Origin of the sequence: Geobacillus sp. FJAT-46040 (genome assembly GCF_002335725.1) — a bacterium.
GTDB lineage: Bacteria > Bacillota > Bacilli > Bacillales > Anoxybacillaceae > Geobacillus > Geobacillus thermoleovorans.
In genome coordinates, this window is the sequence record NZ_NISS01000001.1 from 412,436 (window position 1) to 433,620 (window position 21,185).

The window sequence follows — 21,185 nt, forward strand, 5'->3', positions numbered from 1 at the left end:
AGGGTCGGCGGTGAAAAAGGCTGCCGCTTGGAAATTGTTTGTTGTCATGGCTGTTTGCACCGTTTATTTTATCGCTTTTTCGCATCTGGGCACCTTCGCCCATGATGTTTTGGCCCCGGATGACGGCCGCCTTGGCCCGGGCACGGCGGTCGGTCCGGTGTCACTCTCCGGCATGACGCCCGAAAGAGCCCGACAGGCGGTTGTCGAGCGGGTGAATGAGTGGCGGGCGACCGCTTCCATTTCTTTGCAGTACCAAGAAAAGCGCATTGACCTGCCGGCGGACGCGTTTGCGTTCCGTCTTGCCGAGAGCACGAAGCGGTTTGTCGACGGGAGGCGCACGCCGCTGTTTGTGATCGCTGATTTAGAAAAATGCCTCCAAGCGGCGGCAGCCATCGTTCCGCCGGCGGCGTTATCGGCGCTTGACATCAAGAAGCTTGGGGCGGATTTAGAGGGACAGGCGGCTCAGCTGCAAAAGCCATCATCTCCGATCGACTTGGCTCGCTACATATCGTTTGCAAACGGCCGGCAACCGGTCGTCAGCGAAGCGGCCGCATCGGCGCCTGACTCTTCGGCCGTCCGCTGGCTGTCTGGCGAGCGGCGCGCGGTGATCAAAGCGAAACAGCTGTTTTCGTTTGGCGATTATATGAAAAAGGTGAAGGCCGATTTGTCCGATGAAGCGGCCGATGCGATCGCTTCAGCGGTGTACCGGGCGGTGCTGGCGACCAATTTCACTGTCGTGGAGCGCTATACGAGCCGTATGTTGCCGGATGGAGTGACGCCCGGTTTTGAGGCGGCCATTAGCGGCGGCCGCGATTTGGAATGGTTCAACCCCAACACGACCGACTACACGCTTCTTCTCCGGCATGATGGACGAAAGGTGCGTGTTGCCATTATCGGATTGCCGTTTGCCTATCAATATATCATTCGCCTAGGCGAGGCGGAGTCTATCGAACCGCGTGTCATCGTCCGCTATGACGCGCGCCTGGCGCCGGACGAGAAGAGGACGGAACAGATCGGGCGGCCGGGGCTGGTTGTGACGGTGGAACGCGAAGTGCGCGACGGCGCTCGGCTCGTGCGCAAAGAAACGGTGAGCGAAGATTTTTATCCGCCAACGTATACGATTCACGTGCGCGGCCTTGAAGTGCCGGAAAGCAATGTTGGGCAAAGCGGCGACGGAGAAGGCGGAACGATGGAGCCGGCGAATGGGGTGACGGAAAACAACGGAGCGGCGAACCAACCGAATTCGACTGCGAAAAACAGCGGCGGGAATATAGAGAGCGGGACCGCGTCAAAGAAAGGCGATGAGGCGAGCAACGGGGAATCGGCCCCCGCCGCTGGCAGTGAAGAGAAGACGGATGCGGGCGGAGGGGAGGAAAAATGAGCAAAAAGCAGGAACGGAAACGGCTTGGTGATTTGCTTGTCGAAGCTGGATTGATCACCGAAAGCCAGCTGGCCGAGGCGCTGCGCGAGAAGGCGCCCGGGCAAAAGCTCGGCGACGCCTTGTTGCAGCGCGGCTACATCACGGAACAGCAGCTGATTGAGGCGCTCGAGTTTCAGCTCGGCATTCCGCACGTCAGTTTGTACCGGTACCCGATCGATCCGAAAGCGACAAACCTCGTGCCGAAAGAGTTTGCCCGCCGCCATATGGTCATGCCGCTCAAGGTGGAAGGCGATCGGCTGCTCGTTGCCATGGCCGATCCAATGGACTTTTTTGCCATCGACGATTTGCGCCTGTCGACCGGGTTTCAAATTGAAACGGCGATCGCTTCAAAAGACGATATTTTGCGGGCGATCAATAAATATTACGACATCGACGAAGCATTTGAGGATTTTTTACAAACGCCGCCGCCTGAGGTGCGCGACGACGAGCGGGCTGCTGAGGACGATTCTCCCATCGTTCGTTTGGTGAACCAAATTTTGCAACTTGCTGTTGAACAGCGGGCGAGCGACATTCATATCGATCCACAGGAGACGAAAGTGCTCATCCGCTATCGGATCGACGGCCTGCTTCGCACCGAACGCGCGCTGCCGAAACATATGCAAAGCATGTTGACGGCGAGAATTAAAATTTTGGCCAATATGGACATCACCGAACACCGCGTGCCGCAAGACGGGCGGATCAAAATGGACATCGATTTTCATCCGGTCGATTTGCGCGTTTCAACGCTGCCGACCGTATACGGTGAGAAAATCGTCATGCGCGTCCTCGATTTGGGCGCAGCGTTAAACGATATTCATAAACTTGGTTTCAACCCGGTCAATTTAGATCGGTTCATCCGCTTGATCGAGCGGCCGAACGGCATCGTCTTGATCACCGGACCGACCGGTTCGGGGAAATCGTCGACGCTCTATGCGGCGCTCAACCATTTAAACAGCGAGCACGTGAACATTATTACGATTGAAGATCCAGTCGAATATCAGATCGAGGGCGTCAACCAAATTCAAGTCAACCCGAATGTCGGCTTGACGTTCGCCCAAGGGCTCCGCTCGATTTTGCGTCAAGACCCGAACATCATCATGGTTGGGGAGATTCGCGACCGCGAGACGGCGGAAGTGGCGATCCGCGCTTCGCTCACCGGTCATTTAGTGTTGAGCACGCTCCATACGAACGATGCATTAAGCACGATCACCCGCCTGATCGATATGGGGATTGAGCCGTTTTTAGTGGCCACATCGCTCGCCGGCGTTGTCTCGCAGCGGCTTGTGCGCCGCGTCTGCCGCGACTGCCAAGAGGTGTATGAGCCGACGAAGCGGGAGCGGGACATTTTCGCCCGCCGCGGCATTGAGGTTCATCAACTTGTCCGCGGCCGCGGCTGCCCGATGTGCAACATGACCGGTTACCGCGGACGGCTGGCGATTCACGAGCTGCTTGTTGTCACCGATGAGATGCGGCGCGTCATTTTAAACAACGAGCCGTTTTCGAAATTGCGCGAGCTTGCCCTGCAAAACAAAATGATTTTTTTGCAGGATGATGGGCTGTTGAAAGTGAAGCAAGGGTTGACCACGCTTGAAGAAGTGCTGAAAGTGGCCATTTTGCATTGATGGGTGAGATGGATGAAGGAAAAGCTTGAGGCGTTATTGCGCGCGGCCTTTGAATGCCGCGCTTCCGACGTGCATTTAACCGTCGGCGCGCCGCCGATTTTTCGCGTGAACGGGGAGTTGAGAGCTTACGGCCATGAGCGCCTGCACCCGGAGGAAACAGAGCAAATGGCGCGATCCATCATTCCGGCGCCGCTTTGGCAGCAGTTTCAGGAAACCGGAGAGCTTGATTTTTCGTATGGCATTGCCGGCGTTTCCCGCTTTCGCTTAAACGTGTTTAAACAGCGGTCATGCGTGTCGCTCGCCGTGCGCCTCATCCCGGTGCGCATCCCGACGCTGGAGGAGCTTGGCCTGCCGGATGTCTTAAAGCGCATCGCCGAAAAGCCGCACGGACTTGTGCTTGTCACCGGACCGACCGGCAGCGGCAAATCGACGACATTGGCGGCGATGATCGACTATATGAACAAAACGATGTCGAAACATATCATCACGCTGGAAGATCCAATCGAGTATTTGCATAAACACGGGAAATCGATCATCGACCAACGAGAGGTGGGATTCGACACTGGCAGTTTTGCCGCCGGATTGCGCGCTGCGCTTCGTCAAGATCCAGACGTCATTTTAGTCGGGGAAATGCGCGATTTGGAAACAATCCAAACGGCAATCACCGCCGCGGAAACGGGCCATTTAGTGCTTGGCACGCTTCATACGGCGAGCGCGCCGGCGGCGATTGAGCGGATGATTGACGTCTTTCCGCCGGCCCAGCAGGCGCAAATCCGGCTGCAGCTTGCTTCCGTGCTCGTTGCCATCATCGCTCAGCGCTTGTTTCCAAACAGACACAAAACCGGGCGGACGGCAGCGCTGGAAATTTTAGTGAACAATGCGGCCGTCGCCAACTTAATCCGAAACGAAAAAGAACATCAAATCATCAACATTATGCAAACGAGCCGCAACATCGGCATGCAGACGATGGAAATGAGCGTTAAGGAGCTTGCAGCCGATGGGCGCATCGATCCGCTGGCGGCTGAAGTGTATTTGGCGGGGGAGCGTGGGGACGATGGCGCAGTTTAAGTACGAGGGGCGCGACCGAAGCGGACGGAAAAAAGCGGGGGTGATCACTGCCGTTTCGCGGCGCGAGGCGGCGGCAAAGCTTCGGGAAAAAGGAATTCGCCCGCTGGCGCTTGCCGAAGTGCCGCCGTCCATATGGAACAAAGAAATTTCGTTTGGCCGCGCCGTCAAACTGCAGCACTTTGTCATCTTTTTGCGCCAGTTCGCAACGCTTGTGCGCGCCGGGGTGACGATCGTCGATTCGATCCGCATTTTGGCGGAGCAAACGGAAAGCAAGCCGCTCGCTAAGACGCTTCTTGACATCGAACAGTCATTGCGCGGCGGGAACCCGCTCTCAGCGGCAGCGGCGAATCATCCGCGCATCTTTCCGCCGCTGTTTGTCAACATGGTGCGCGCCGGTGAAGCGAGCGGGACGCTTGACGAGACGCTTGACCGCTTGGCCGATCATTTTGAAAAAATGCATCGGACGCGGCAAAAAATCGCCTCGGCGCTCGCCTATCCGATTGCTGTTGCCATCATTGCCACTGCGGTCGTTATTTTTTTGCTTGTCGCCGTTGTGCCAACGTTCGTCGAGATGTTCGCCGAGTTTCACGCCGAACTGCCGGCGATTACGAAGTTTGTGCTCAAGGCAAGCAGTGTGATGCAGCGGTATTGGTGGGCCGTCGTCCTGCTTTTTGCCGGCGTGTACGCATCGTTTGTGGTTCTTCGGCGGCAAAAGACAACGAAGTACTATTTGGATTATGCCGCCCTGCGGATGCCGATGTTCGGCACGCTCGTGCAAAAAGCGGCGCTTGCCCGCCTGACGCGGACGCTCAGCTCGCTTGTTGCAAGCTCGGTGCCGATTTTAGAGGCGCTTTCCATCGCTGGGCGCGTCGTTGAAAATGAAGTGATCGCATCTGTGCTGGCTGAAGCGCGGACCTCCCTCGAGCGCGGGCAATCGCTCTCGGAGCCGCTCCGCCGCCATTGGGCGTTTCCGCCGCTTGTTGCGCAAATGATCACGATCGGCGAACAGACCGGTGCGCTTGACGCCATGCTCGGCAAAGTTGCTGATTTTTACGAAGCGGAAGTCGATGCGGCCACCGACCGATTGAAATCGCTCATCGAACCGCTCATGATCGTGCTTCTCGCCGGCGTCGTCGGGACGATCGTCACTTCGATCATCGTGCCGATGTATGATATTTTCAACCATATTCAACAGTGAACTACCCCCACTTAATTTTCTAGCGAAAATTTGAAGTGGGGGCTTCCAAAGAAGTTTGACTGCTTCAAGCAAGAGTCAGTCAAGACTTTGTGGAGAACATTTTTTCGGTTCACTACGGGTGTTGTCAATCACTAGTTAGCGAACCATTTTCAGGAATTGATATCGTAAGCGCTTTCGGACTCTCATCCCTCATCTTGAAGTGATGATATTGTATTCCATTTTTTTACACCCAACCAAAATCCCGAAGCGCCGACAACGCTTGATGGATCGGCGTCCCGGATGGCCGCTGCAGACACGGTAGATTCTGACGCACCACATCTGCCCATAACCGTCCTGCCTTCCGTTTGGCCTGTTCAACCCGCTTGGACTTCGTCGAGGCCGAGGCTGCCGTTCGGGTCTCTTCTTCCTCCACCAACTGCCCATTTCTCCGCCAAATCCCGTCGATTCGGGCTGCCATCGCCCTCAGAAACGCCCGAAGCCCTTGGTCTTTCCAGCTGCGGCGGGATTTCACCCGATGCGCAAACCGGCTCATCACGCTCTCGGCGTGGCCCCTCGGACGCATGCCGGTCGTCTCCACCCCTTGCTCCGACAGCCACTCCCGATAGTCCCGGATGCATCCCGGCATCGACTCGATCCGGCGGATCATGGCAGCCCTGCTTCTCTTTCGCTTCGTCCTCCAACGTGCCGACCGCGCTGTTCAGCTCCACGAGAAGCCCCTCTTCGTCTTGTTTCGCCAGCTTCTTCCGCACCTCCCGCCAACGCGGATGGCCGGACAGACACTGACGCAGCTCCCGCGCCACATGAAATCGATCCAGCTGAAAGCACGCCCGCTTCCCAAAATACTCCCGGCAGGCCGTGATCCACGACGCCGCGTCGCCGTTGATGATCAAAAGGTCCCGGCACGGGTCATAGGCATATTCGTTCATCAGCCACTCTTCAAACCGTTCCCACACGTCTCCCGCCCCTTCATGGAGGCAGCAGCGCCGGTTCACGAGCTCAAGCTGCGAGCCGTTTCGTCTCCATCCCTCGTGAATCGCCAGGATTTTCTCTTCTTTCGCCCGTTTCCCTTTCCCCTGGCGGGAAACAGAGTCCTTCCGCCTCCACAAACAGCACTCGGCCGTGCCGTTTGGAAACAGGGTGGTGCAGCGAGACAGGGGCCTCCAGCACCAGTTGGCGAATCGCCTCGTGGCTTAGGACCGCATACCCCACGATCGACTCCAACGTACGGGCCGCTTTGCGGTAGGAAGAGCACTCTACGGCCAACTCGACCGCCGTTTCCTCGAGGCAAGGGCTGATCGACTGCGCTCCATCAAAGCCCAGTTCGGCATCCAGCAAGAAGGTATAGTTCCCCGTTTGCCGATCATAGTAGTCGTTCCGTCGAAACGTCACTTCTCCAAACAGCGTTTGGATCGTGGTCGGCCGTTTGTCTTTCAGCTGATACCGGCGCTTGTCCCGCGCTTCCGCCAGTTGTCGATCAATCTCCTCCAAAAGGGCCGCCAACAAGACAGCGAACACCTTTTGAAGAGTTCTGACGAATTGTTCCTCCAGCTCTTTTAATAAAGGCCATTCTGTGGTAAGATGTTTCATGGACTCTCTCCCTCCTGTTTTATGGATGTTGGTCATCACCATCATAGCAGGGAGAGAGTCCTTTTTGCATGACATTTGCTTTTTTCTACCGCGCTTCGCTTGGTGGCCCCGACGAGCGTCGCGAACAAAAGTTCGCAATCCTCGTCGGGGAATCATTCCTGAATGTCACCCACAAATATTTTACTCACACGCAAAATATAGTTAAGGCGATTCATCTCCCACTTACTCCACTTCGCTTCGTTGAAGTGGGAGTCTTCTCGCCTAATTAAGATAAAATAAGAATATATTCCTATTTTTCTTCCTATGTTGTAGAATAATAGGGAAAACAGGCTAAAAATTGTTTAGTGCAAAATGAAAGTACAGAGTTCTGCAACAAAAAAGTGCAGAGCTTCATGGCATAAAAAAAGGCTTGCCAGCTCCTAAAATTCCCTCTACTGTTAAGGTTGTGAAGAACAAAACAGGGGAGGTAAAGAAAGGATGCTAGCAATGCCTGAAATTCATCATATCAAACCTTTGCGTGAAAAGAAAGGGTTATCGCTTTCCGAAATTGTCCGCAGGACGGGATTTAACTGGAGAACAGTCAAGAAATATGCGGATGGAGACATTTCGGTCAGACAAAAAACAGGCTCGATTGATCAAGAAGGCGAAGTTCCGGGAGTTGAAATGGCTCAAAGATTACGAATGGTCGGATCAGATTCATTGGCCGACCACGACCTCGAAGGAAGAACTTTGCGACCTTCGCTTTTTGGAGCAAAAACAGAACGTCCTGCTTTTAGGTTCGCCGGGAACAGGAAAAACCCATCTCGCCACCGCATTAGGATTAAAAGCGTGTGAACGGGGCCATGAAGTTCGGTTTTTCCGTGTCGCCGATCTTGTCGCGCAGCTCGAAGAGGCGTTAAAAGACGGCACCCTCGGACGGCTCAAACGGCAAATCGACACATGCGAGCTGTTGATTTTGGACGAACTCGGCTATGTACCTTTTCAAAAGCAGGGATCGGAACTGCTGTTTCACATCATTGCCGATTGTTATGAACGAAAAAGTGTCATCGTGACATCGAATTTAGAGTTTGGACAGTGGAATCGAGTGTTTGGGGACAACCGCCTGACGGCAGCGCTGGTGGATCGTTTGGTCCATCACGCCCACATTCTCGCGTTTACGGGAGAGAGCTACCGCTTGCGGCACGCGCTTTCTGCCGTTCAGTCGCTCCCTTCTCGCTCGGTTGAAAGGTAAATTCATTGAGCCGGCAAGCCTATGTATTTTTTCTTGCAATTCTCTGCACTTTTTGCTTGCAAAAAACACAAAAATGAAAAAAGGGAGAGTGAACCATGTTCAAACGGGTGTTGAAAAACGAGCGCGGCTTGACGCTCATCGAACTGCTCGCCGTCATCGTCATTTTAGGGATCGTCGCGGCGATTGCGATTCCGAGCATTGGGGGAATTATTAATAAGTCAAAAAATGATGCAAAGATTGCTGAGGGAATTCAAATTATCAATGCAGCTAAGATGTATATGACAGCTAATAGTTTTACACCAGATAGTGCCAACAGTTCAATTCAAACGCTAGACGAAACAGATTTAAATGACTATTTAGATAGCGTAGATGATAGCCAATATAAAGTAGAAGTACGTCAGGGGAATTCAGGTAAGTATACGTATTATTTAAAAGAACACGATTCAGTAGGTCTTGTAGATACAAATAACGACGGCCTTGCATCTGAAGAAGAACTAAGCAAATAATATCACACCTAAAAATTGGGTTTATTGGTGTCTCATTATGATTGCTATGGTTATTTTTCTCTTCTCCCTCCTCCTCGCCTCGTTCTTTAACGTTGTCGGGCTGCGGGTGCCGGTCGGGGAGTCAATCATCAGGCCGCGGTCGCATTGTCCGGCGTGCGGACGGACGCTATCGGCGGGGGAGCTCATTCCGGTTGTGTCGTATGTCGTGCAGCGCGGGCGGTGCAAAGGGTGCGGGGGGCGCATCTCCCCCCTTTACCCGGCGATGGAATTGGCCACCGCTGCCTTGTTTACGGCCGCGCCGATGTGGGTCGGCTGGAGCGGGCGGCTCGTTGTGGCGTGGACGTTGATCAGCTTGTTTGCCATCATTGTCGTCTCCGATCTTCGCTACATGCTCATCCCCGACCGGGTGCTTTTGGTGTTTGCCGGTTTGTTTTTGGTTGAACGGCTTGTGATTCCGTTTTTGCCGTGGGCCGATATGCTCCTTGGGGCGGCGGTCGGATTTTCGCTTTTATGGCTGATCGCCGTTTTGTCCAAAGGCGGGATGGGGGGCGGCGATGTGAAGCTGTTTGCCGTGCTTGGGTTTGTGCTCGGTTGGAAAATGGTGTTGCTCGCGTTTTTCTTGGCGACGTTGTACGGAACGGTGATCGGGCTTGTCGGCATGGCGTTGGGCCGTGTGCGGCGCGGCAAGCCGATGCCGTTTGCGCCGGCGATCGCACTCGGGGCGTTGACCGCGTTTTTCTTCGGAGAAGCGATCGTGCGCGCGTATATTTCACTCATTATGTAAAGACGGCAGAAAGGAAGCGGAATGAAGATGGCGTTATGGCGGCGAAAGGCGAAACAGGCGAATATCATCATCAAAGATCATGTCCTCCGCTATGTGGAAGCAAAGCCGGGGCAGCCGCCCGAGGCGAGGCGATGGGGCGAGCGAGCCTTGCCGCCCGGCATCATTCGCGATGGAAAAATCGCCGATCGGGAAACGTTGGCGATGATTTTGGATGAATGTGTTGACGAATGGAAACTTGACGGGCGGCGTGTCCGCTTTGTCGTTCCCGATCCGTTTGTGATGATCCGCCATTTGCCGCTTCCCGCTCATTTGTCGGACGAGGACATACGCGGCTATTTGTTTATGGAGCTTGGTGAATCGATTCCGCTTCCGTTCGCCGATCCGGTGTTTGACTACGTCGTGGCCGAGAGAACAAACGAGGTGCTGAACGTGCTGTTGTTTGCCGCGCCGGAAGAGGCGGTGGCCGAATATGCGGCGCTCTTGGAAGACGCAGGCCTGCGCCCGGTGGCGGCCGATGTGTCCCCGCTTTGCGCCTATCGCCCGTTTTTTGTTGCCGGACAAGCCGCGGCGGACGACCACATTTTGCTTGTCCAGTTTGACGAATCGGCTGTCAATTTGAGCGTCTTCCACCGCCATTTGCCGCAGTTTATGCGCCATGTGCCGCTTGAGGCGCCCGGGGAGCGAACGATGCCGATCGTTGACCCGTTTGCGGAGGTGTATAAGGAAATCGAGCGGATGATGAGCTTTTATTCGTTTTCCATCCAGCAAGGAAAACAGCAAATTACGCGCCTCTTCCTCACCGGCGACCATCCGCGGCTTGACGATGTGTTTGCCGTTATGTCAGAGCGGCTTGATGTGCCGCCGGAGCGGCTTTCTCGCTCGATTGATCCGTTGCCGGATCGTTATCATCTCGCCTGGGGATTGGCGTTGAAAGAAGGAATGGCTGACCATGATCGTTGACATCAACTTGCTGCCGCGCAAAGAGCCGCGCCGTGCGGCGGGCGCCGTGCTGGCGGCCTTCGCCGTTTTGCTTCTGCTGCTTGGCGCTGGGGGAGGCTACTGGCTGATGGAGCGTGCGAATCAACGGCTCGCGGCGCTTGAAGGGGAGCTTCGGCAAGTGCGCGCCGAGCAGGCGGCGATGGAGGCGAAGGGAAAAACGACGGAGCAGCAGCAAGCTGAGCAAGAGCTTGCTAAAGCGGTCGAATGGGCGAACCGTTATCCGCTCAAAACGGTGCCGCTGTTGCGTGCGTTGGCCAAACAACTGCCGGAGCGCGGCTTTATCATGAACTTTTCGTATGCTGGTCAAAAGACGGTGACGATGACAGTGCAGTTTGATGCGGCGGAAGAAGCGGCCTATTATTTAGATCGGCTTGAGGAAGTTCATTTGGTCAAAGCCGTCAAATTGACCGGCATCTCGGCCAGCGGCGAAAGCGGCGGGGCAGAGGGGGAAACGATCGTGCCGCGGTATATCGCGCAATATGAGCTGGAACTTCAGCCGACAGGAAAAGAGGGGGACAACGAATGATGGGCCGTTTTGGAAAATGGCCGCTCGTGTTTACCGGGGTGTTTCTTCTTGCCGCTCTTTTGTTTGCCGCTTTCTATGTTTTTGTGCTCATGCCGCGCTACGAACAAATGGATCGGCTCGAGGCGGTCGTACAAAGCGAGAAAAACGTGTTGGCTGCAATGAAAAAGCAGGCGGCGGGGAATCGAGAAGAAACGGCAGAGAGCCTGGCGGCTTTGCAGAGGAAAGTGCCGGTGCGCCCGTTCGCCGACCAACTGTTGCTGACGTTTCAAAAAGCGGAATATATTTCTGACAGCCGGCTATTGAGCGTCAGCTTCGCTGAAGGGCAAGGAACCGGAGAATCTCCTTCGCAAGGGAACGCGAATGGAGCGGAAAGCAAGGCGTCCGGAGACAAGGCGTTGATTCCTCCAAGCGGCATCCAGTCTATTACCGCCCAATTGACGGTGGAATCTCCCTCCTATTATCAGCTTGAACGGTTTTTAGAGGTGCTTGAGCACTCCGAGCGCATTTTGGCGGTGGAAGGATTGACGTTTACCGGCCCGCCGGAGTTGACGTCCACCGCTGTCGACGTGCAACCGCTCGCCTATTCCATCAATGTCCGCGCCTTTTACGCGCCGCAGCTTGAGAAATGGAAGCAGCTCATTCCCATCCGCGATGTCCCTCCGCCAAGCGGCAAAGACAATCCGCTCGTGGAAATGGCGCCGTCTTCGGGCCGGTAGCGGGGATGGTGGAAGTCCGATATGCTCATTCGCATGAAGCGGGGGATGACCCTCATTGAGCTTTTGGCTGTGTTGGTGATCATCGGCATTGTGGCGATGATCGTCGGTCTTGCCATGTGGACGGTGATTGATCGGGCGCGCGAGCGGGCGTTTGTTTCGGATGCTTATGGCTTGTATGAAGCGGCGCGGCTGTATGTCGGCGCCGAGAAAGTGGAATTTTTGCCAGCCCGTTCTTCTGCCATATTGTCGTATGGAGAATTGGTGGGCAACGGTTTGCTGGATCCAATCGAAGATCCGTTTACCGGAAATGTATTGCCGCCGGAAACAAATCCATCGTACGTGCTTGCCACGAAGCGGGAAGACGGCGGGATCGATTACGCCGTTTGCTTGAAAGGCGAGACAAAGCAGCTTTGCGCCTATGAGGGGCGCGAGCAGCCGATTCCTGTCGAAGCGCTGGGGACGGAGATGATTCGTGACCGATAATGTCGGAAAATGAAGAACAGAAGCGGGGACAAGACGACAAATGTCTTGTTCTTTTTTTTTTCGTTTGTGGTAAGATAGGCGAAAGAAATCGAAGCAGGAAGAAGGACGGTGGCCAAATGGACAAGCAGCGCATGCGCATTATGGTGAATATCAACGGCAAGCCCCGCCCATTTACCGTGGAGCGTTCGTCGGAAGGACGGCCGTCCGAGGAGTCGGATGGATATCCGGTGGACAGCCATCTAGGGAAAGGACAGCGAGCAGAAAACGAGGCGGATGACAGCCGCCAAGTGAGCGCGTTTCAAGAAGGCGGGCCATCCGCAGGCAAGCCATCAACAGGCCTGTGGTTTACGGAGGATGGGCAAGTTCGAGAAGATGTTGAAACGACGGGTTGGGAAGAGGCGGCCGCCCTTGAGGCGGATGAACGGGTCATTTCCGTTTCCGAGGCGATGCAACAAAAGAAAAGCGCCAGACGTCGGACATGGCGGCTGCCGGCTCAAGCCAAGTCGCTGCTCGCCGCCGCGTTGGTCGCTGCGTTGGTCGGCATGGCGTTTGGCATGACGGTGCTGCGCATCATTCCAAAGGAAAAATCTGCTTCGTCGCCGGCATCTGAAGCGATGACGGAATTGACAAAGCCTGAAACAGCGGCGGGCGAAGAAGGAAGAGAAAGCGTCGTACGAGCGCCGTTTTCCATTGCGGTCATTCAAGCGGGCGTCTATTCGAATGCGGCGGCGGCCAAGCAGGCGTCCGAATCGATCAAAACAGCAGGCGTGCCGGTCGTCGTCGCGGGGCAAAAACCGGCAGCGCTCTATATCGCCGTCGGCGCGGATAAGGAAACGTTGCGGACGGTCAACGACCAATACCGCCAAAGGGTGCCAAGCACGTATGTCAAAGAGCTGTCGTTTGCCGCCGAAGCGGCGGCGCGCCGGTCGGAGGCCATCCAAAAAGGGGAGGTTTTGTATGAAAACATGGCAGCGGTCTCCGCGGCTTTGCTTGGCGGCAGGAAAGCAGGAGAAGATGACTGGCAGGCGCTCCAAAAGGCGTATGACGGGTTAGAAAAAAGCAATGCTTCAAGCGACAAAACAGTCGGTCGGTATGTTGAAGCGCTGAAGCAGGCGTATGTCGCCCTTGCCGCATACAAAGAGCGACGGGATGAAGCGCTGTTGGCCAAAGCCCAGCAACAGCTGCTCGAGGCGCTCGCCGCTTATATCGAATTGGTGCCGCTAGGGAGCTAGAAGCCCCGTTTTTTTTTGCCTATTGCATATGTAAAGAATTTCCGATTTTTCGTTTCTATATTTATATATCCTTGACGGAAAAGCCGTTTGTCCATTTTTCGACTGTCGAAGGCAAGCCTGTGGCTTGGAAGACCGAACAACCACCCGCTTCACAGACCCATACGGGTCTGAAAGCGGCGTTGTTCGGTCGCCCGACAGTCGATCAAATGCCTAGTAAAATTTGCAAATGTTCATGCTTCAAATTGCATCTATACAGAAAATTGCCTTTCACCGCAAAATTTGCTACGATACAAGTGAATCTTCCGAACCGAAACGAGCGAAAGGAGAATGAGCGATGCCTCCACGGTTCGTGCTTGCATCCCGCTCCCCTCGACGAAGGCAGATCCTCGAGCTGGCCGGCTGGCCGTTTGATGTGCAGGAAAGCCATGCCGATGAGACGATTCCCCCCGGAACGCCCCCTGATGAAGCGGTTCAACTTCTTGCCCGCCGGAAAGTGGAGGTGGTGATGTCCTCTTTTCCCGACGCGTATGTTCTTGGCGCTGATACGATCGTTGTGTGCGATGGCCGCTTGTTAGGGAAGCCGCGCACGGAAGAAGAAGCATTCGCCATGCTGCGTCAGTTGTCCGGGCGGACGCATGACGTATGGACCGGTGTCGCCATCGCACTCCCTCAAGGGTCCGTCACCTCGTTTGCGGAAAAAACAGCGGTGACGTTTTGGGAGCTCGATGACGAGGAAATCGCCGCCTATATTGCGACCGGGGAGCCGATGGACAAGGCGGGAGCGTATGGCATCCAAGGCCGCGCTGCCCTGTTTGTCAAACGGATCGAAGGCGACTATTTGACGGTCGTCGGCCTGCCGCTGTCGCGGACGGTGAGGGAATTGCGCCGGCTCGGGTGGCCGCCGGCATAGATCAAAGCAAAAGCGGCCGCCGTCTGGCGCTTTTTGGCAAAAGAACGCCCCGCAAACGGATTCTGCTGTCGTACCGAGGGGCGGTTCAAGCCTCTCCATCTTTCGATGAAGCAAAACAAAAAAGGGGGAGTATGATGGCGTGGATGATCCGCGATGTTCCGAAAGACAGCCGGCCGCGTGAACGGCTGCTGTCATCAGGGCCGGAAAGTTTATCCGACCATGAACTGATCGCCATTTTGTTGCGCACGGGCACGAAGGAGGAGTCGGTCGTGCAGCTCGCCCAGCGTCTCCTTCGCCATTTTGAGGGGCTGAGACCGCTCAAAGACGCAACGGTCGAAGAAATGACAAACATCAAAGGGATCGGGCCGACGAAAGCCGTGCAAATTTTGGCGGCGTTGGAGCTCGGCCGACGCATCCACCAGTCCGGCTGCGCCGACCGCTATGTGATTCGCTGCCCGGAAGACGGAGCGAAATACGTCATGGAAGATATGCGCTTTTTATCGCAAGAACATTTTGTCGCCATTTATTTAAATACGAAAAATCAAGTCATCTACCGCAAAACGGTGTTCATCGGCAGTTTAAACGCCTCGATTGTCCATCCGCGCGAAGTGTTTAAAGAGGCGATCAAACGTTCCGCCGCCTCCGTCATTTGTGTGCATAACCACCCTTCTGGCGATCCGACTCCAAGCCGCGAAGACATCGATGTGACGAAACGGCTCGCGGAATGCGGCCGCATCATCGGCATCGAGCTCTTGGATCACCTCATCATCGGCGATCAAAAATTCGTCAGTTTGAAAGAAAAAGGCTACGTCTAGCGGTTCTCATTTTTTGTCGAATCAGTTATAATATCAACTATGGGTTTTTCCGAATCCGTTCGGGCGGTGTTGTACAATTTATAAATGACTTGACATCCGATCCATGTTGTCAATAGAAAATCATATGCATTTCGTTTCGGAAAGGAAGATCGATCATATGTTTGGAATTGGGACGAAAGATCTCGGGATTGATTTAGGAACAGCGAATACGCTCGTTTATGTGAAGGGAAAAGGGATCGTTTTGCGCGAGCCGTCGGTTGTCGCCATTCAGCGCGACACGAAGCAAATCGTCGCCGTCGGCAATGAAGCGAAAAACATGATCGGGCGCACGCCGGGCAACATCGTGGCGCTTCGTCCGATGAAAGACGGCGTCATCGCTGATTATGAAACGACGGCGACGATGATGAAATATTTCATTCGCAAGGCCGTCAAAACGAAAGGGTTGTTTGCCAGCAAGCCGTATGTGATGGTATGCGTGCCGTACGGCATCACGGCCGTAGAGGAGCGCGCGGTCATCGATGCGACGCGCCAGGCTGGAGCACGCGATGCCTATACGATTGAAGAACCATTTGCGGCCGCGATCGGCGCCAATTTGCCGGTGTGGGAGCCGACCGGGAGCATGGTCGTCGACATCGGCGGCGGTACGACTGAAGTGGCCGTGATTTCGCTCGGCGGCATCGTGACGAGCCAGTCGATCCGCATCGCCGGCGATGAAATGGATGAGGCGATCATTCAATACATCCGAAAAACGTACAATTTGATGATCGGAGAACGGACGGCGGAGGCGATTAAAGTCGAGATCGGCTCAGCCGGAAATCCGGAAGGAATCGGAAACATGGAAATTCGCGGCCGCGACTTGCTCACTGGGCTGCCAAAAACGATCGAAATCAGCGCCGAGGAAGTGGCTGAGGCGCTTCGCGACACGGTTTATGCCATTGTGGAATCCGTGAAAAACACGCTTGAAAAAACGCCGCCGGAGCTAGCGGCCGACATTATGGACCGCGGCATCGTGCTGACAGGCGGCGGCGCTTTGTTGCGCAACTTGGACAAGGTCATCAGCAAAGAGACGGACATGCCGGTCATCGTCGCGGAAAATCCGCTTGATTGCGTGGCCATTGGCACCGGGAAAGCGCTCGACCACATCGACTTGTTTAAAAACAAGGCGAGAGACCATCGCTGACGGTAAGAAGGTGTGACGCATGCCACAGCTTTTTGGGAATAAGCGTCTCATTTTTTTGCTCGTCAGCATCGTCATTCTCGTCATGTTGATCGGGTTTTCGCTGCGCAGCCGCGAGCAACTGACGTGGCCGGAGCAGTTTGTGAAAGACACGGTTGGCTTTGTCCAGCTTCTGTTCGGGAAGCCTGCGCAAGTGGTCGCGGGCTTCCTTGAAAATGTGAGCGACCTTCGCCATACATATGAGGAAAATCAATTGCTGAAGGCAAGACTTGAGGAATATGCGGCGCTTGAGACCGAGGTCGAGGCGCTGCGGCAAGAAAACGAACGGCTGCGCGCGTTGCTCGATAAAAAAGAGAGCTTGCGTGATTTTGTTTCGATTCAGGCGACGGTGATCGGGCGGAACCCGGATCGTTGGCGGGAAACGATCATCATCAACAAAGGCGAGCAACACGGCGTGAAAAAAGATATGGCCGTCATCACCCCAGCGGGGCTTGTCGGCAAGGTGCAGCACGCTTCCCAATTTACGTCCACTGTGCAGCTGTTAAGCGCGCTTGACCAAAACAACCGCATTTCCGCTTATATCCAAGGAAAGGAAAACGTGTTTGGGTTGATCGAAGGCTACGATGAGAAGCGGCGCGAGTTGCTGCTCGGAGAAATTCCGATTGACTCCAAAGTGGAAAAAAGGCAAAAAGTGTTGACTTCCGGCCTTGGCGGCGTGTTTCCGAAAGGGCTGCCGATCGGTGAGGTGACTGAAGTCAAGCCGGACCAATACGGATTGACGAAAGTCGTCTATGTCAAGCCGTTTGCCAACTTGTATGATATTGACGACGTCATGATTGTGAAACGAACCATCGATGCAGCACTGCAGGAAAAGGAGGAGGCAAAGTGAACAAGTGGCGTCTCCCTTTCCTTGCGGTGTTATGTTTTGTGAGTGAGAGCCTTTTTGTTGATATATGGCCAAAAGGCGACTTGTATGTCCACTATTTTTTTGTTCCCCGGTTTTTTCTTGTTTTTCTCGTGTTCACAGCGATGCATTTCGGCGGGACGCGGGCGATGGGGTACGGGTTTATCTTCGGGTTTCTGTATGACGTCGTCTACACAGAGCTGCTCGGTGTTTATGCGTTTGCCTATACGCTTATTGCCTACTTGGCGGGCAAAGCGATGAAATGGTTCCACCAAAACTGGTTCGTTGCATCGTTCTTGTCGCTGCTTTCCATTATGCTGCTTGACAGTTATGTCTACGGCATCCAGCTGTTGATCGGGCGGACCGATTGGTCGTTTTCTGTTTTTTGGGACCGCCGTCTATGGCCGACGCTGCTTCTGAACGTCGCGTTTTTGCTCGTCTTTTCGTACCCGCTCGAACGGCGATTGGCAAAAATTCGCCGGTTTGAGCAGGAAGAATAAAAGAGGAAAAACGGCCCGTTTTGTAGAATTATTCGTTGGGGTGAACGTTGTGGCGAAACAAAAGCAGCAGTACGTGACGATTAAAGGGACGAAAGATGGGCTGACGCTGCATCTCGATGACCGCTGCTCGTATGACGATTTATTGAAAGAAATCGAGGAGCGGCTTGTCAAACAAGCTGGCGTCGCGCCAGACAGCTCCCTTGTCTCTGTTCATCTGAAAATTGGGAACCGCTATTTGACGCCTGCCCAAGAGGAAGAGGTGCGTGCGCTCATCCGCCGTTCAAAAAATTTGGTCGTCGATTCGATCGAAAGCAATGTCATGTCGAAAGCAGAAGCGATAGAATGGATGAGAAAAACGGAAATTGTGCCCGTTTCGCGCATTGTCCGTTCGGGACAAGTGCTTCATGTCGAAGGGGATTTGCTGCTGATCGGCGACGTGAACCCTGGCGGAACGGTCATTGCCGGAGGCAACATTTTCATTCTCGGCGCCCTGCGCGGCATCGCCCATGCCGGGTATGCCGGCAATAAACAGGCGATCATCGCTGCATCGGTCATGAAACCGATGCAGCTGCGCATCGGCGACATCATGAGCCGAGCGCCCGATTCGAAAACGGATGAAGGAAATGAAATGGAATGCGCCTATATTGATGAGCATAACCAAATTGTTGTCGACCGCCTTCAGCTGCTTATGCATTTGCGGCCGAATTTGACGCGCTTAGAAAGGAGAATGTGACCGTGGGAGAAGCGATCGTCATCACTTCCGGAAAAGGCGGCGTCGGCAAAACGACGACGACCGCGAACCTTGGGACGGCCCTCGCCATTCTAGGGAAGCGGGTGTGCCTTGTCGACACCGACATCGGGCTGCGCAACCTCGATGTCGTGCTTGGGCTTGAGAACCGAATTATTTATGATTTGGTCGATGTCGTGGAGGGGCGTTGCACGGTGCAGAAGGCGCTTGTGAAAGACAAGCGGTTCGATAACCATTTGTATTTGTTGCCGGCCGCGCAAACGAGCGATAAGTCGGCGGTCAACCCCGCGCAAATGAAACAGCTTATTGAGGAGCTGAAACAGGAATACGATTATGTGCTCATCGACTGTCCGGCTGGAATCGAACAAGGCTATCGCAACGCTGTCGCCGGCGCGGACGAAGCGATCGTCGTCACGACGCCGGAAGTGTCGGCGGTCCGCGACGCCGACCGCATCATCGGCTTGCTTGAAGCGGAGGAGCACGTCAAACCGCCGCGCCTCATCATCAACCGCATTCGCAGCCATATGGTGAAAAACGGCGATATGTTGGATGTCGACGAAATCATCTCGCATTTATCGATCGAGTTGCTCGGCATTATCGCCGACGATGAAAACGTGATCAAAGCGTCGAACCGCGGCGAGCCGATTGTGCTGGACCCAAACAGCAAAGCGTCGATCGCCTTCCGCAACATTGCCCGCCGCATCCTCGGCGAGTCGGTGCCGCTGCCGCCGCTTGAGGAAGAGGAGAAGGGGCTGTTTTCAAAGATTCGGAAAATATTTAGTTTGAAATAATAGAGTTGGCGCAAGAAGGCCGTTGAATGGGCCTTCTTTTTTTATTCATAATTGTTGTGCTGTTTGGAATTCCTGATCCGTAACAACGGAAGCAGATGGTATCGATCGGTTGCGGCGCTCAGCCGAAACGTTGGTGTGAAACCGTTTGAGGGATTTGTTCGCGGACGTGTTCGGCGAGGCGCGGCGAAAAACGCTCGTTCATATTCCATGAGGTTGTCTCATAAATTATTAGTACAAACGTTGTTGGAAAGGTGGAGGGGGGACGTATGGATCGACGCGTCCGTGAGATGAAAAAACGCATTGAAAAACGAAGAAGGGAACGTCAATATAAGGGGCAGGATCCAAAAGAATCTAGATGGAACGCCGCTGATGAGGAGCGGTACGGGCTGCCGGTCGTCACGTATGACCGCTATTCGTTTGAATCCGCTCCCCATCCGTTGTTCCGCAAAGAATGGTTTTTATTCAAAACACTCATCGCTGCCTGTCTCGTGCTCGTGACGGCCATTTTGTTCCGGCATCCGTCCGCTTCCCTCGAGCCGGCGCGGCAGTTTATTGCCCGGACGATGGAAACCGAGTTTCAGTTTGCGGCCGTCTCAGCCTGGTATGAAAAAACGTTCGGTGAGCCGCTCGCTTTTTTTGCCCCGAAAAAGGAAGAAAAGGTGAAAACGGCTTCATCCTATGCAGTGCCGGCTTCTGGACGGATTCTCGAAAGTTTTGAAAAAAACGGGGAGGGTGTGACGATCGAAACTGAGAATGGAGCCAAAGTGGAAGCGATGAAAGAAGGGATTGCCACCTTTGCCGGTACGAAAGACCGTCTCGGCAAAACGGTCATCATCCAACATGCGGACGGCACGGAGACGTGGTATGGACGTTTGGGGGCCATTTCGGTGAAATTGTATGATTTTGTAGAAATGGGGCAGGAAGTTGGCACGGCCGGGGCGAGCGAGGCAAATAAACAGAAAGGGCTGTTTTATTTTGCGATTAAACAAGGAGATGAATTTATCGATCCGATTCAGGTGATTTCCTTTGAATAAGTATATGGCGCTGCTCGGGAAGCTGCACGTCCACCCACTGTTATGGTTGATCGGCGGCATCGCGGTGCTTACCGCCCATTTCAAGCAGCTTTGCCTGTTGTTTTTCATCGTCCTCGTTCATGAGCTTGGCCATGCGGCGGCAGCCGCGTTTTTCTCTTGGCGGGTGAAGCGGATTTTGCTGCTGCCGTTCGGCGGAGTGGCGGAAGTCGAAGAGCACGGCAACCGGCCGTTCCGCGAGGAGTGGATCGTGACGCTCGCCGGGCCGGCCCAGCATCTGTGGCTCGTAGCGGCGGCGTTTTTTTTGTGGAAGGCCGGCATGATGGATGGCGGGAGCTGGGAGCTCTTTTTTCGCTACAATGCGGCCATTTTCGCTTTGAACTTGCTGCCGATCTGGCCGCTGGATGGAGGCAAGTTATTGTTTTTGCTGCTGTCCTACCGCCGCCCGTTCAGCGAAGCGCACCGGAACACGGTTGCCATATCGGCCGCCGCGCTTGCTGTCGGCGTCGTTCTTTTGTTTGTGTTGGCGCCGCGCCAGCTTGATTTATGGGCGATCGCCGCCTTTTTGGCGCATGCTCTTTGGCAGGAGCAAAAGCAGCATCCGTATGTCGTCATGCGCTTTTTGCTTGAGCGGTATTATGGAAACAAAGGCGGCTATACAAAGCTGCGGACGATTACGGCGCCGGCGGACGAACGCATCTCGGCCGTGCTGCAGCGATTTTACCGCGGACAAAAGCATGCGATCATCGTCGTTCGCGACGGGCGCGAACGGGCGACGCTCGATGAAAACGAGCTGCTGCATGCGTTTTTTGCCGAAAAACAAGCCGATGCGCCGCTTGGCGCTCTCATCTATTGATCGTGGCTATATATAAAAGTTTCACATATCCTTGATGGAAAAGTCGCTTATCTATTTTTCGACTGAGGCAAGCCACAGGCT

Annotated in this window: 20 protein-coding genes and 3 pseudogenes; 22 read left to right on the plus strand and 1 reads right to left on the minus strand. The window is 54.6% G+C overall.

Translation table 11 applies throughout. The annotated features are described in order from the left end of the window. Positions 1 to 10: 10 nt before the first annotated feature. Genes CD000_RS02140 through CD000_RS02155 form a run of 4 tightly spaced genes read left to right on the plus strand, consistent with a single transcriptional unit; the run spans position 11 to position 5,308 of the window. Positions 11 to 1,381: a G5 domain-containing protein gene (locus tag CD000_RS02140; RefSeq protein ID WP_096224776.1), complete on the plus strand. Its 1,371-nt coding sequence runs from the start codon at positions 11 to 13 to the stop codon at positions 1,379 to 1,381. Next, positions 1,378 to 3,042, plus strand: a complete 1,665-nt coding sequence (locus CD000_RS02145) for a GspE/PulE family protein (RefSeq protein WP_096224777.1) — start codon at positions 1,378 to 1,380, stop codon at positions 3,040 to 3,042. Before CD000_RS02140 ends, CD000_RS02145 begins: the two co-directional genes overlap by 4 nt. A gap of 12 nt (positions 3,043 to 3,054) precedes the next feature. Beyond that, complete coding sequence (locus tag CD000_RS02150; RefSeq protein ID WP_096224778.1) at positions 3,055 to 4,110, plus strand: type IV pilus twitching motility protein PilT; 1,056 nt, start codon at positions 3,055 to 3,057, stop codon at positions 4,108 to 4,110. Further along, entirely contained in the window at positions 4,097 to 5,308 is a 1,212-nt protein-coding gene (locus CD000_RS02155) for a type II secretion system F family protein (RefSeq protein WP_096224779.1), read from the plus strand. Before CD000_RS02150 ends, CD000_RS02155 begins: the two co-directional genes overlap by 14 nt. 223 nt (positions 5,309 to 5,531) lie before the next feature. On the opposite strand, the pseudogene CD000_RS02160 reads toward CD000_RS02155, so the two are convergent. Further along, a pseudogene (locus CD000_RS02160) lies at positions 5,532 to 6,895 on the minus strand (ISLre2 family transposase). A gap of 477 nt (positions 6,896 to 7,372) precedes the next feature. On the opposite strand from CD000_RS02160, the pseudogene CD000_RS19520 reads away from it, so the two are divergent. The 18 genes and pseudogenes from CD000_RS19520 to CD000_RS02255 all read left to right on the plus strand — a co-directional run. After that, positions 7,373 to 7,540, plus strand: a pseudogene (locus tag CD000_RS19520) (IS21 family transposase); the annotation flags it as partial. Continuing rightward, positions 7,503 to 8,126 (plus strand): annotated as a pseudogene (istB, locus tag CD000_RS02170) (IS21-like element helper ATPase IstB); the annotation flags it as partial. The pseudogenes CD000_RS19520 and istB, both read left to right, overlap by 38 nt. A gap of 95 nt (positions 8,127 to 8,221) precedes the next feature. Then, a complete protein-coding gene (locus CD000_RS02175) occupies positions 8,222 to 8,632 on the plus strand; it encodes a type II secretion system protein (protein ID WP_096224781.1) in 411 nt (136 codons plus the stop codon). A gap of 37 nt (positions 8,633 to 8,669) precedes the next feature. After that, positions 8,670 to 9,416, plus strand: a complete 747-nt coding sequence (locus tag CD000_RS02180; RefSeq protein ID WP_096224782.1) for a prepilin peptidase — start codon at positions 8,670 to 8,672, stop codon at positions 9,414 to 9,416. 21 nt (positions 9,417 to 9,437) lie between these two features. After that, on the plus strand, positions 9,438 to 10,376 hold the full coding sequence (pilM, locus tag CD000_RS02185) for a type IV pilus biogenesis protein PilM (RefSeq protein ID WP_014196431.1): 939 nt from the start codon (positions 9,438 to 9,440) through the stop codon (positions 10,374 to 10,376). Continuing rightward, positions 10,366 to 10,941: a fimbrial protein gene (locus CD000_RS02190; RefSeq protein WP_013144607.1), complete on the plus strand. Its 576-nt coding sequence runs from the start codon at positions 10,366 to 10,368 to the stop codon at positions 10,939 to 10,941. Before pilM ends, CD000_RS02190 begins: the two co-directional genes overlap by 11 nt. Continuing rightward, entirely contained in the window at positions 10,938 to 11,657 is a 720-nt protein-coding gene (locus CD000_RS02195; RefSeq protein ID WP_014196429.1) for a hypothetical protein, read from the plus strand. Before CD000_RS02190 ends, CD000_RS02195 begins: the two co-directional genes overlap by 4 nt. A gap of 21 nt (positions 11,658 to 11,678) precedes the next feature. Then, positions 11,679 to 12,140 (plus strand): type II secretion system protein, encoded by a 462-nt coding sequence (locus CD000_RS02200; protein WP_096224783.1) that lies wholly within the window; start codon positions 11,679 to 11,681, stop codon positions 12,138 to 12,140. A 116-nt stretch (positions 12,141 to 12,256) separates the two neighbouring features. Then, a complete protein-coding gene (locus CD000_RS02205) occupies positions 12,257 to 13,372 on the plus strand; it encodes a stage II sporulation protein D (RefSeq protein ID WP_096224784.1) in 1,116 nt (371 codons plus the stop codon). A 334-nt stretch (positions 13,373 to 13,706) separates the two neighbouring features. Continuing rightward, a complete protein-coding gene (locus tag CD000_RS02210) occupies positions 13,707 to 14,282 on the plus strand; it encodes a Maf family protein (protein WP_096224785.1) in 576 nt (191 codons plus the stop codon). Positions 14,283 to 14,416: 134 nt separating this feature from the next. Further along, positions 14,417 to 15,097 carry a RadC family protein gene (gene radC / locus CD000_RS02215; RefSeq protein WP_015375501.1) on the plus strand — a complete coding sequence of 227 codons (681 nt, stop codon included), beginning with the start codon at positions 14,417 to 14,419 and terminating at the stop codon, positions 15,095 to 15,097. A gap of 157 nt (positions 15,098 to 15,254) precedes the next feature. Further along, positions 15,255 to 16,277, plus strand: coding sequence for a rod shape-determining protein (locus CD000_RS02220; protein ID WP_096224786.1), 1,023 nt, complete (start codon positions 15,255 to 15,257; stop codon positions 16,275 to 16,277). A gap of 19 nt (positions 16,278 to 16,296) precedes the next feature. Then, a complete protein-coding gene (gene mreC, locus CD000_RS02225; RefSeq protein ID WP_096224787.1) occupies positions 16,297 to 17,163 on the plus strand; it encodes a rod shape-determining protein MreC in 867 nt (288 codons plus the stop codon). Further along, entirely contained in the window at positions 17,160 to 17,678 is a 519-nt protein-coding gene (gene mreD / locus CD000_RS02230; RefSeq protein WP_096224788.1) for a rod shape-determining protein MreD, read from the plus strand. Before mreC ends, mreD begins: the two co-directional genes overlap by 4 nt. Positions 17,679 to 17,718: 40 nt before the next feature. Further along, entirely contained in the window at positions 17,719 to 18,411 is a 693-nt protein-coding gene (minC, locus tag CD000_RS02235) for a septum site-determining protein MinC (protein WP_096224789.1), read from the plus strand. Positions 18,412 to 18,413: 2 nt separating this feature from the next. After that, positions 18,414 to 19,217 carry a septum site-determining protein MinD gene (gene minD / locus CD000_RS02240; RefSeq protein WP_011232089.1) on the plus strand — a complete coding sequence of 268 codons (804 nt, stop codon included), beginning with the start codon at positions 18,414 to 18,416 and terminating at the stop codon, positions 19,215 to 19,217. A 266-nt stretch (positions 19,218 to 19,483) separates the two neighbouring features. Further along, a complete protein-coding gene (locus CD000_RS02250) occupies positions 19,484 to 20,251 on the plus strand; it encodes a M23 family metallopeptidase (RefSeq protein ID WP_096224790.1) in 768 nt (255 codons plus the stop codon). Further along, positions 20,244 to 21,104, plus strand: a complete 861-nt coding sequence (locus CD000_RS02255; protein WP_096224791.1) for a site-2 protease family protein — start codon at positions 20,244 to 20,246, stop codon at positions 21,102 to 21,104. Before CD000_RS02250 ends, CD000_RS02255 begins: the two co-directional genes overlap by 8 nt. Positions 21,105 to 21,185: the final 81 nt, after the last annotated feature.

What these genes read in the sequence shown, in the direction of transcription:
- CD000_RS02190 (WP_013144607.1), top strand. Translation starts at nt 10,366, where the DNA reads ATGATCGTTGACATCAACTTGCTGCCGCGCAAAGAGCCGCGCCGTGCG.
- CD000_RS02250 (WP_096224790.1), top strand. Translation starts at nt 19,484, where the DNA reads ATGGATCGACGCGTCCGTGAGATGAAAAAACGCATTGAAAAACGAAGA.
- CD000_RS02210 (WP_096224785.1), top strand. Translation starts at nt 13,707, where the DNA reads ATGCCTCCACGGTTCGTGCTTGCATCCCGCTCCCCTCGACGAAGGCAG.
- CD000_RS02145 (WP_096224777.1), top strand. Translation starts at nt 1,378, where the DNA reads ATGAGCAAAAAGCAGGAACGGAAACGGCTTGGTGATTTGCTTGTCGAA.
- mreC (WP_096224787.1), top strand. Translation starts at nt 16,297, where the DNA reads ATGCCACAGCTTTTTGGGAATAAGCGTCTCATTTTTTTGCTCGTCAGC.
- CD000_RS02150 (WP_096224778.1), top strand. Translation starts at nt 3,055, where the DNA reads ATGAAGGAAAAGCTTGAGGCGTTATTGCGCGCGGCCTTTGAATGCCGC.
- CD000_RS02155 (WP_096224779.1), top strand. Translation starts at nt 4,097, where the DNA reads ATGGCGCAGTTTAAGTACGAGGGGCGCGACCGAAGCGGACGGAAAAAA.
- radC (WP_015375501.1), top strand. Translation starts at nt 14,417, where the DNA reads ATGGCGTGGATGATCCGCGATGTTCCGAAAGACAGCCGGCCGCGTGAA.
- CD000_RS02220 (WP_096224786.1), top strand. Translation starts at nt 15,255, where the DNA reads ATGTTTGGAATTGGGACGAAAGATCTCGGGATTGATTTAGGAACAGCG.
- pilM (WP_014196431.1), top strand. Translation starts at nt 9,438, where the DNA reads ATGAAGATGGCGTTATGGCGGCGAAAGGCGAAACAGGCGAATATCATC.
- CD000_RS02180 (WP_096224782.1), top strand. Translation starts at nt 8,670, where the DNA reads ATGATTGCTATGGTTATTTTTCTCTTCTCCCTCCTCCTCGCCTCGTTC.
- CD000_RS02195 (WP_014196429.1), top strand. Translation starts at nt 10,938, where the DNA reads ATGATGGGCCGTTTTGGAAAATGGCCGCTCGTGTTTACCGGGGTGTTT.
- CD000_RS02205 (WP_096224784.1), top strand. Translation starts at nt 12,257, where the DNA reads ATGGACAAGCAGCGCATGCGCATTATGGTGAATATCAACGGCAAGCCC.
- CD000_RS02200 (WP_096224783.1), top strand. Translation starts at nt 11,679, where the DNA reads ATGCTCATTCGCATGAAGCGGGGGATGACCCTCATTGAGCTTTTGGCT.
- CD000_RS02175 (WP_096224781.1), top strand. Translation starts at nt 8,222, where the DNA reads ATGTTCAAACGGGTGTTGAAAAACGAGCGCGGCTTGACGCTCATCGAA.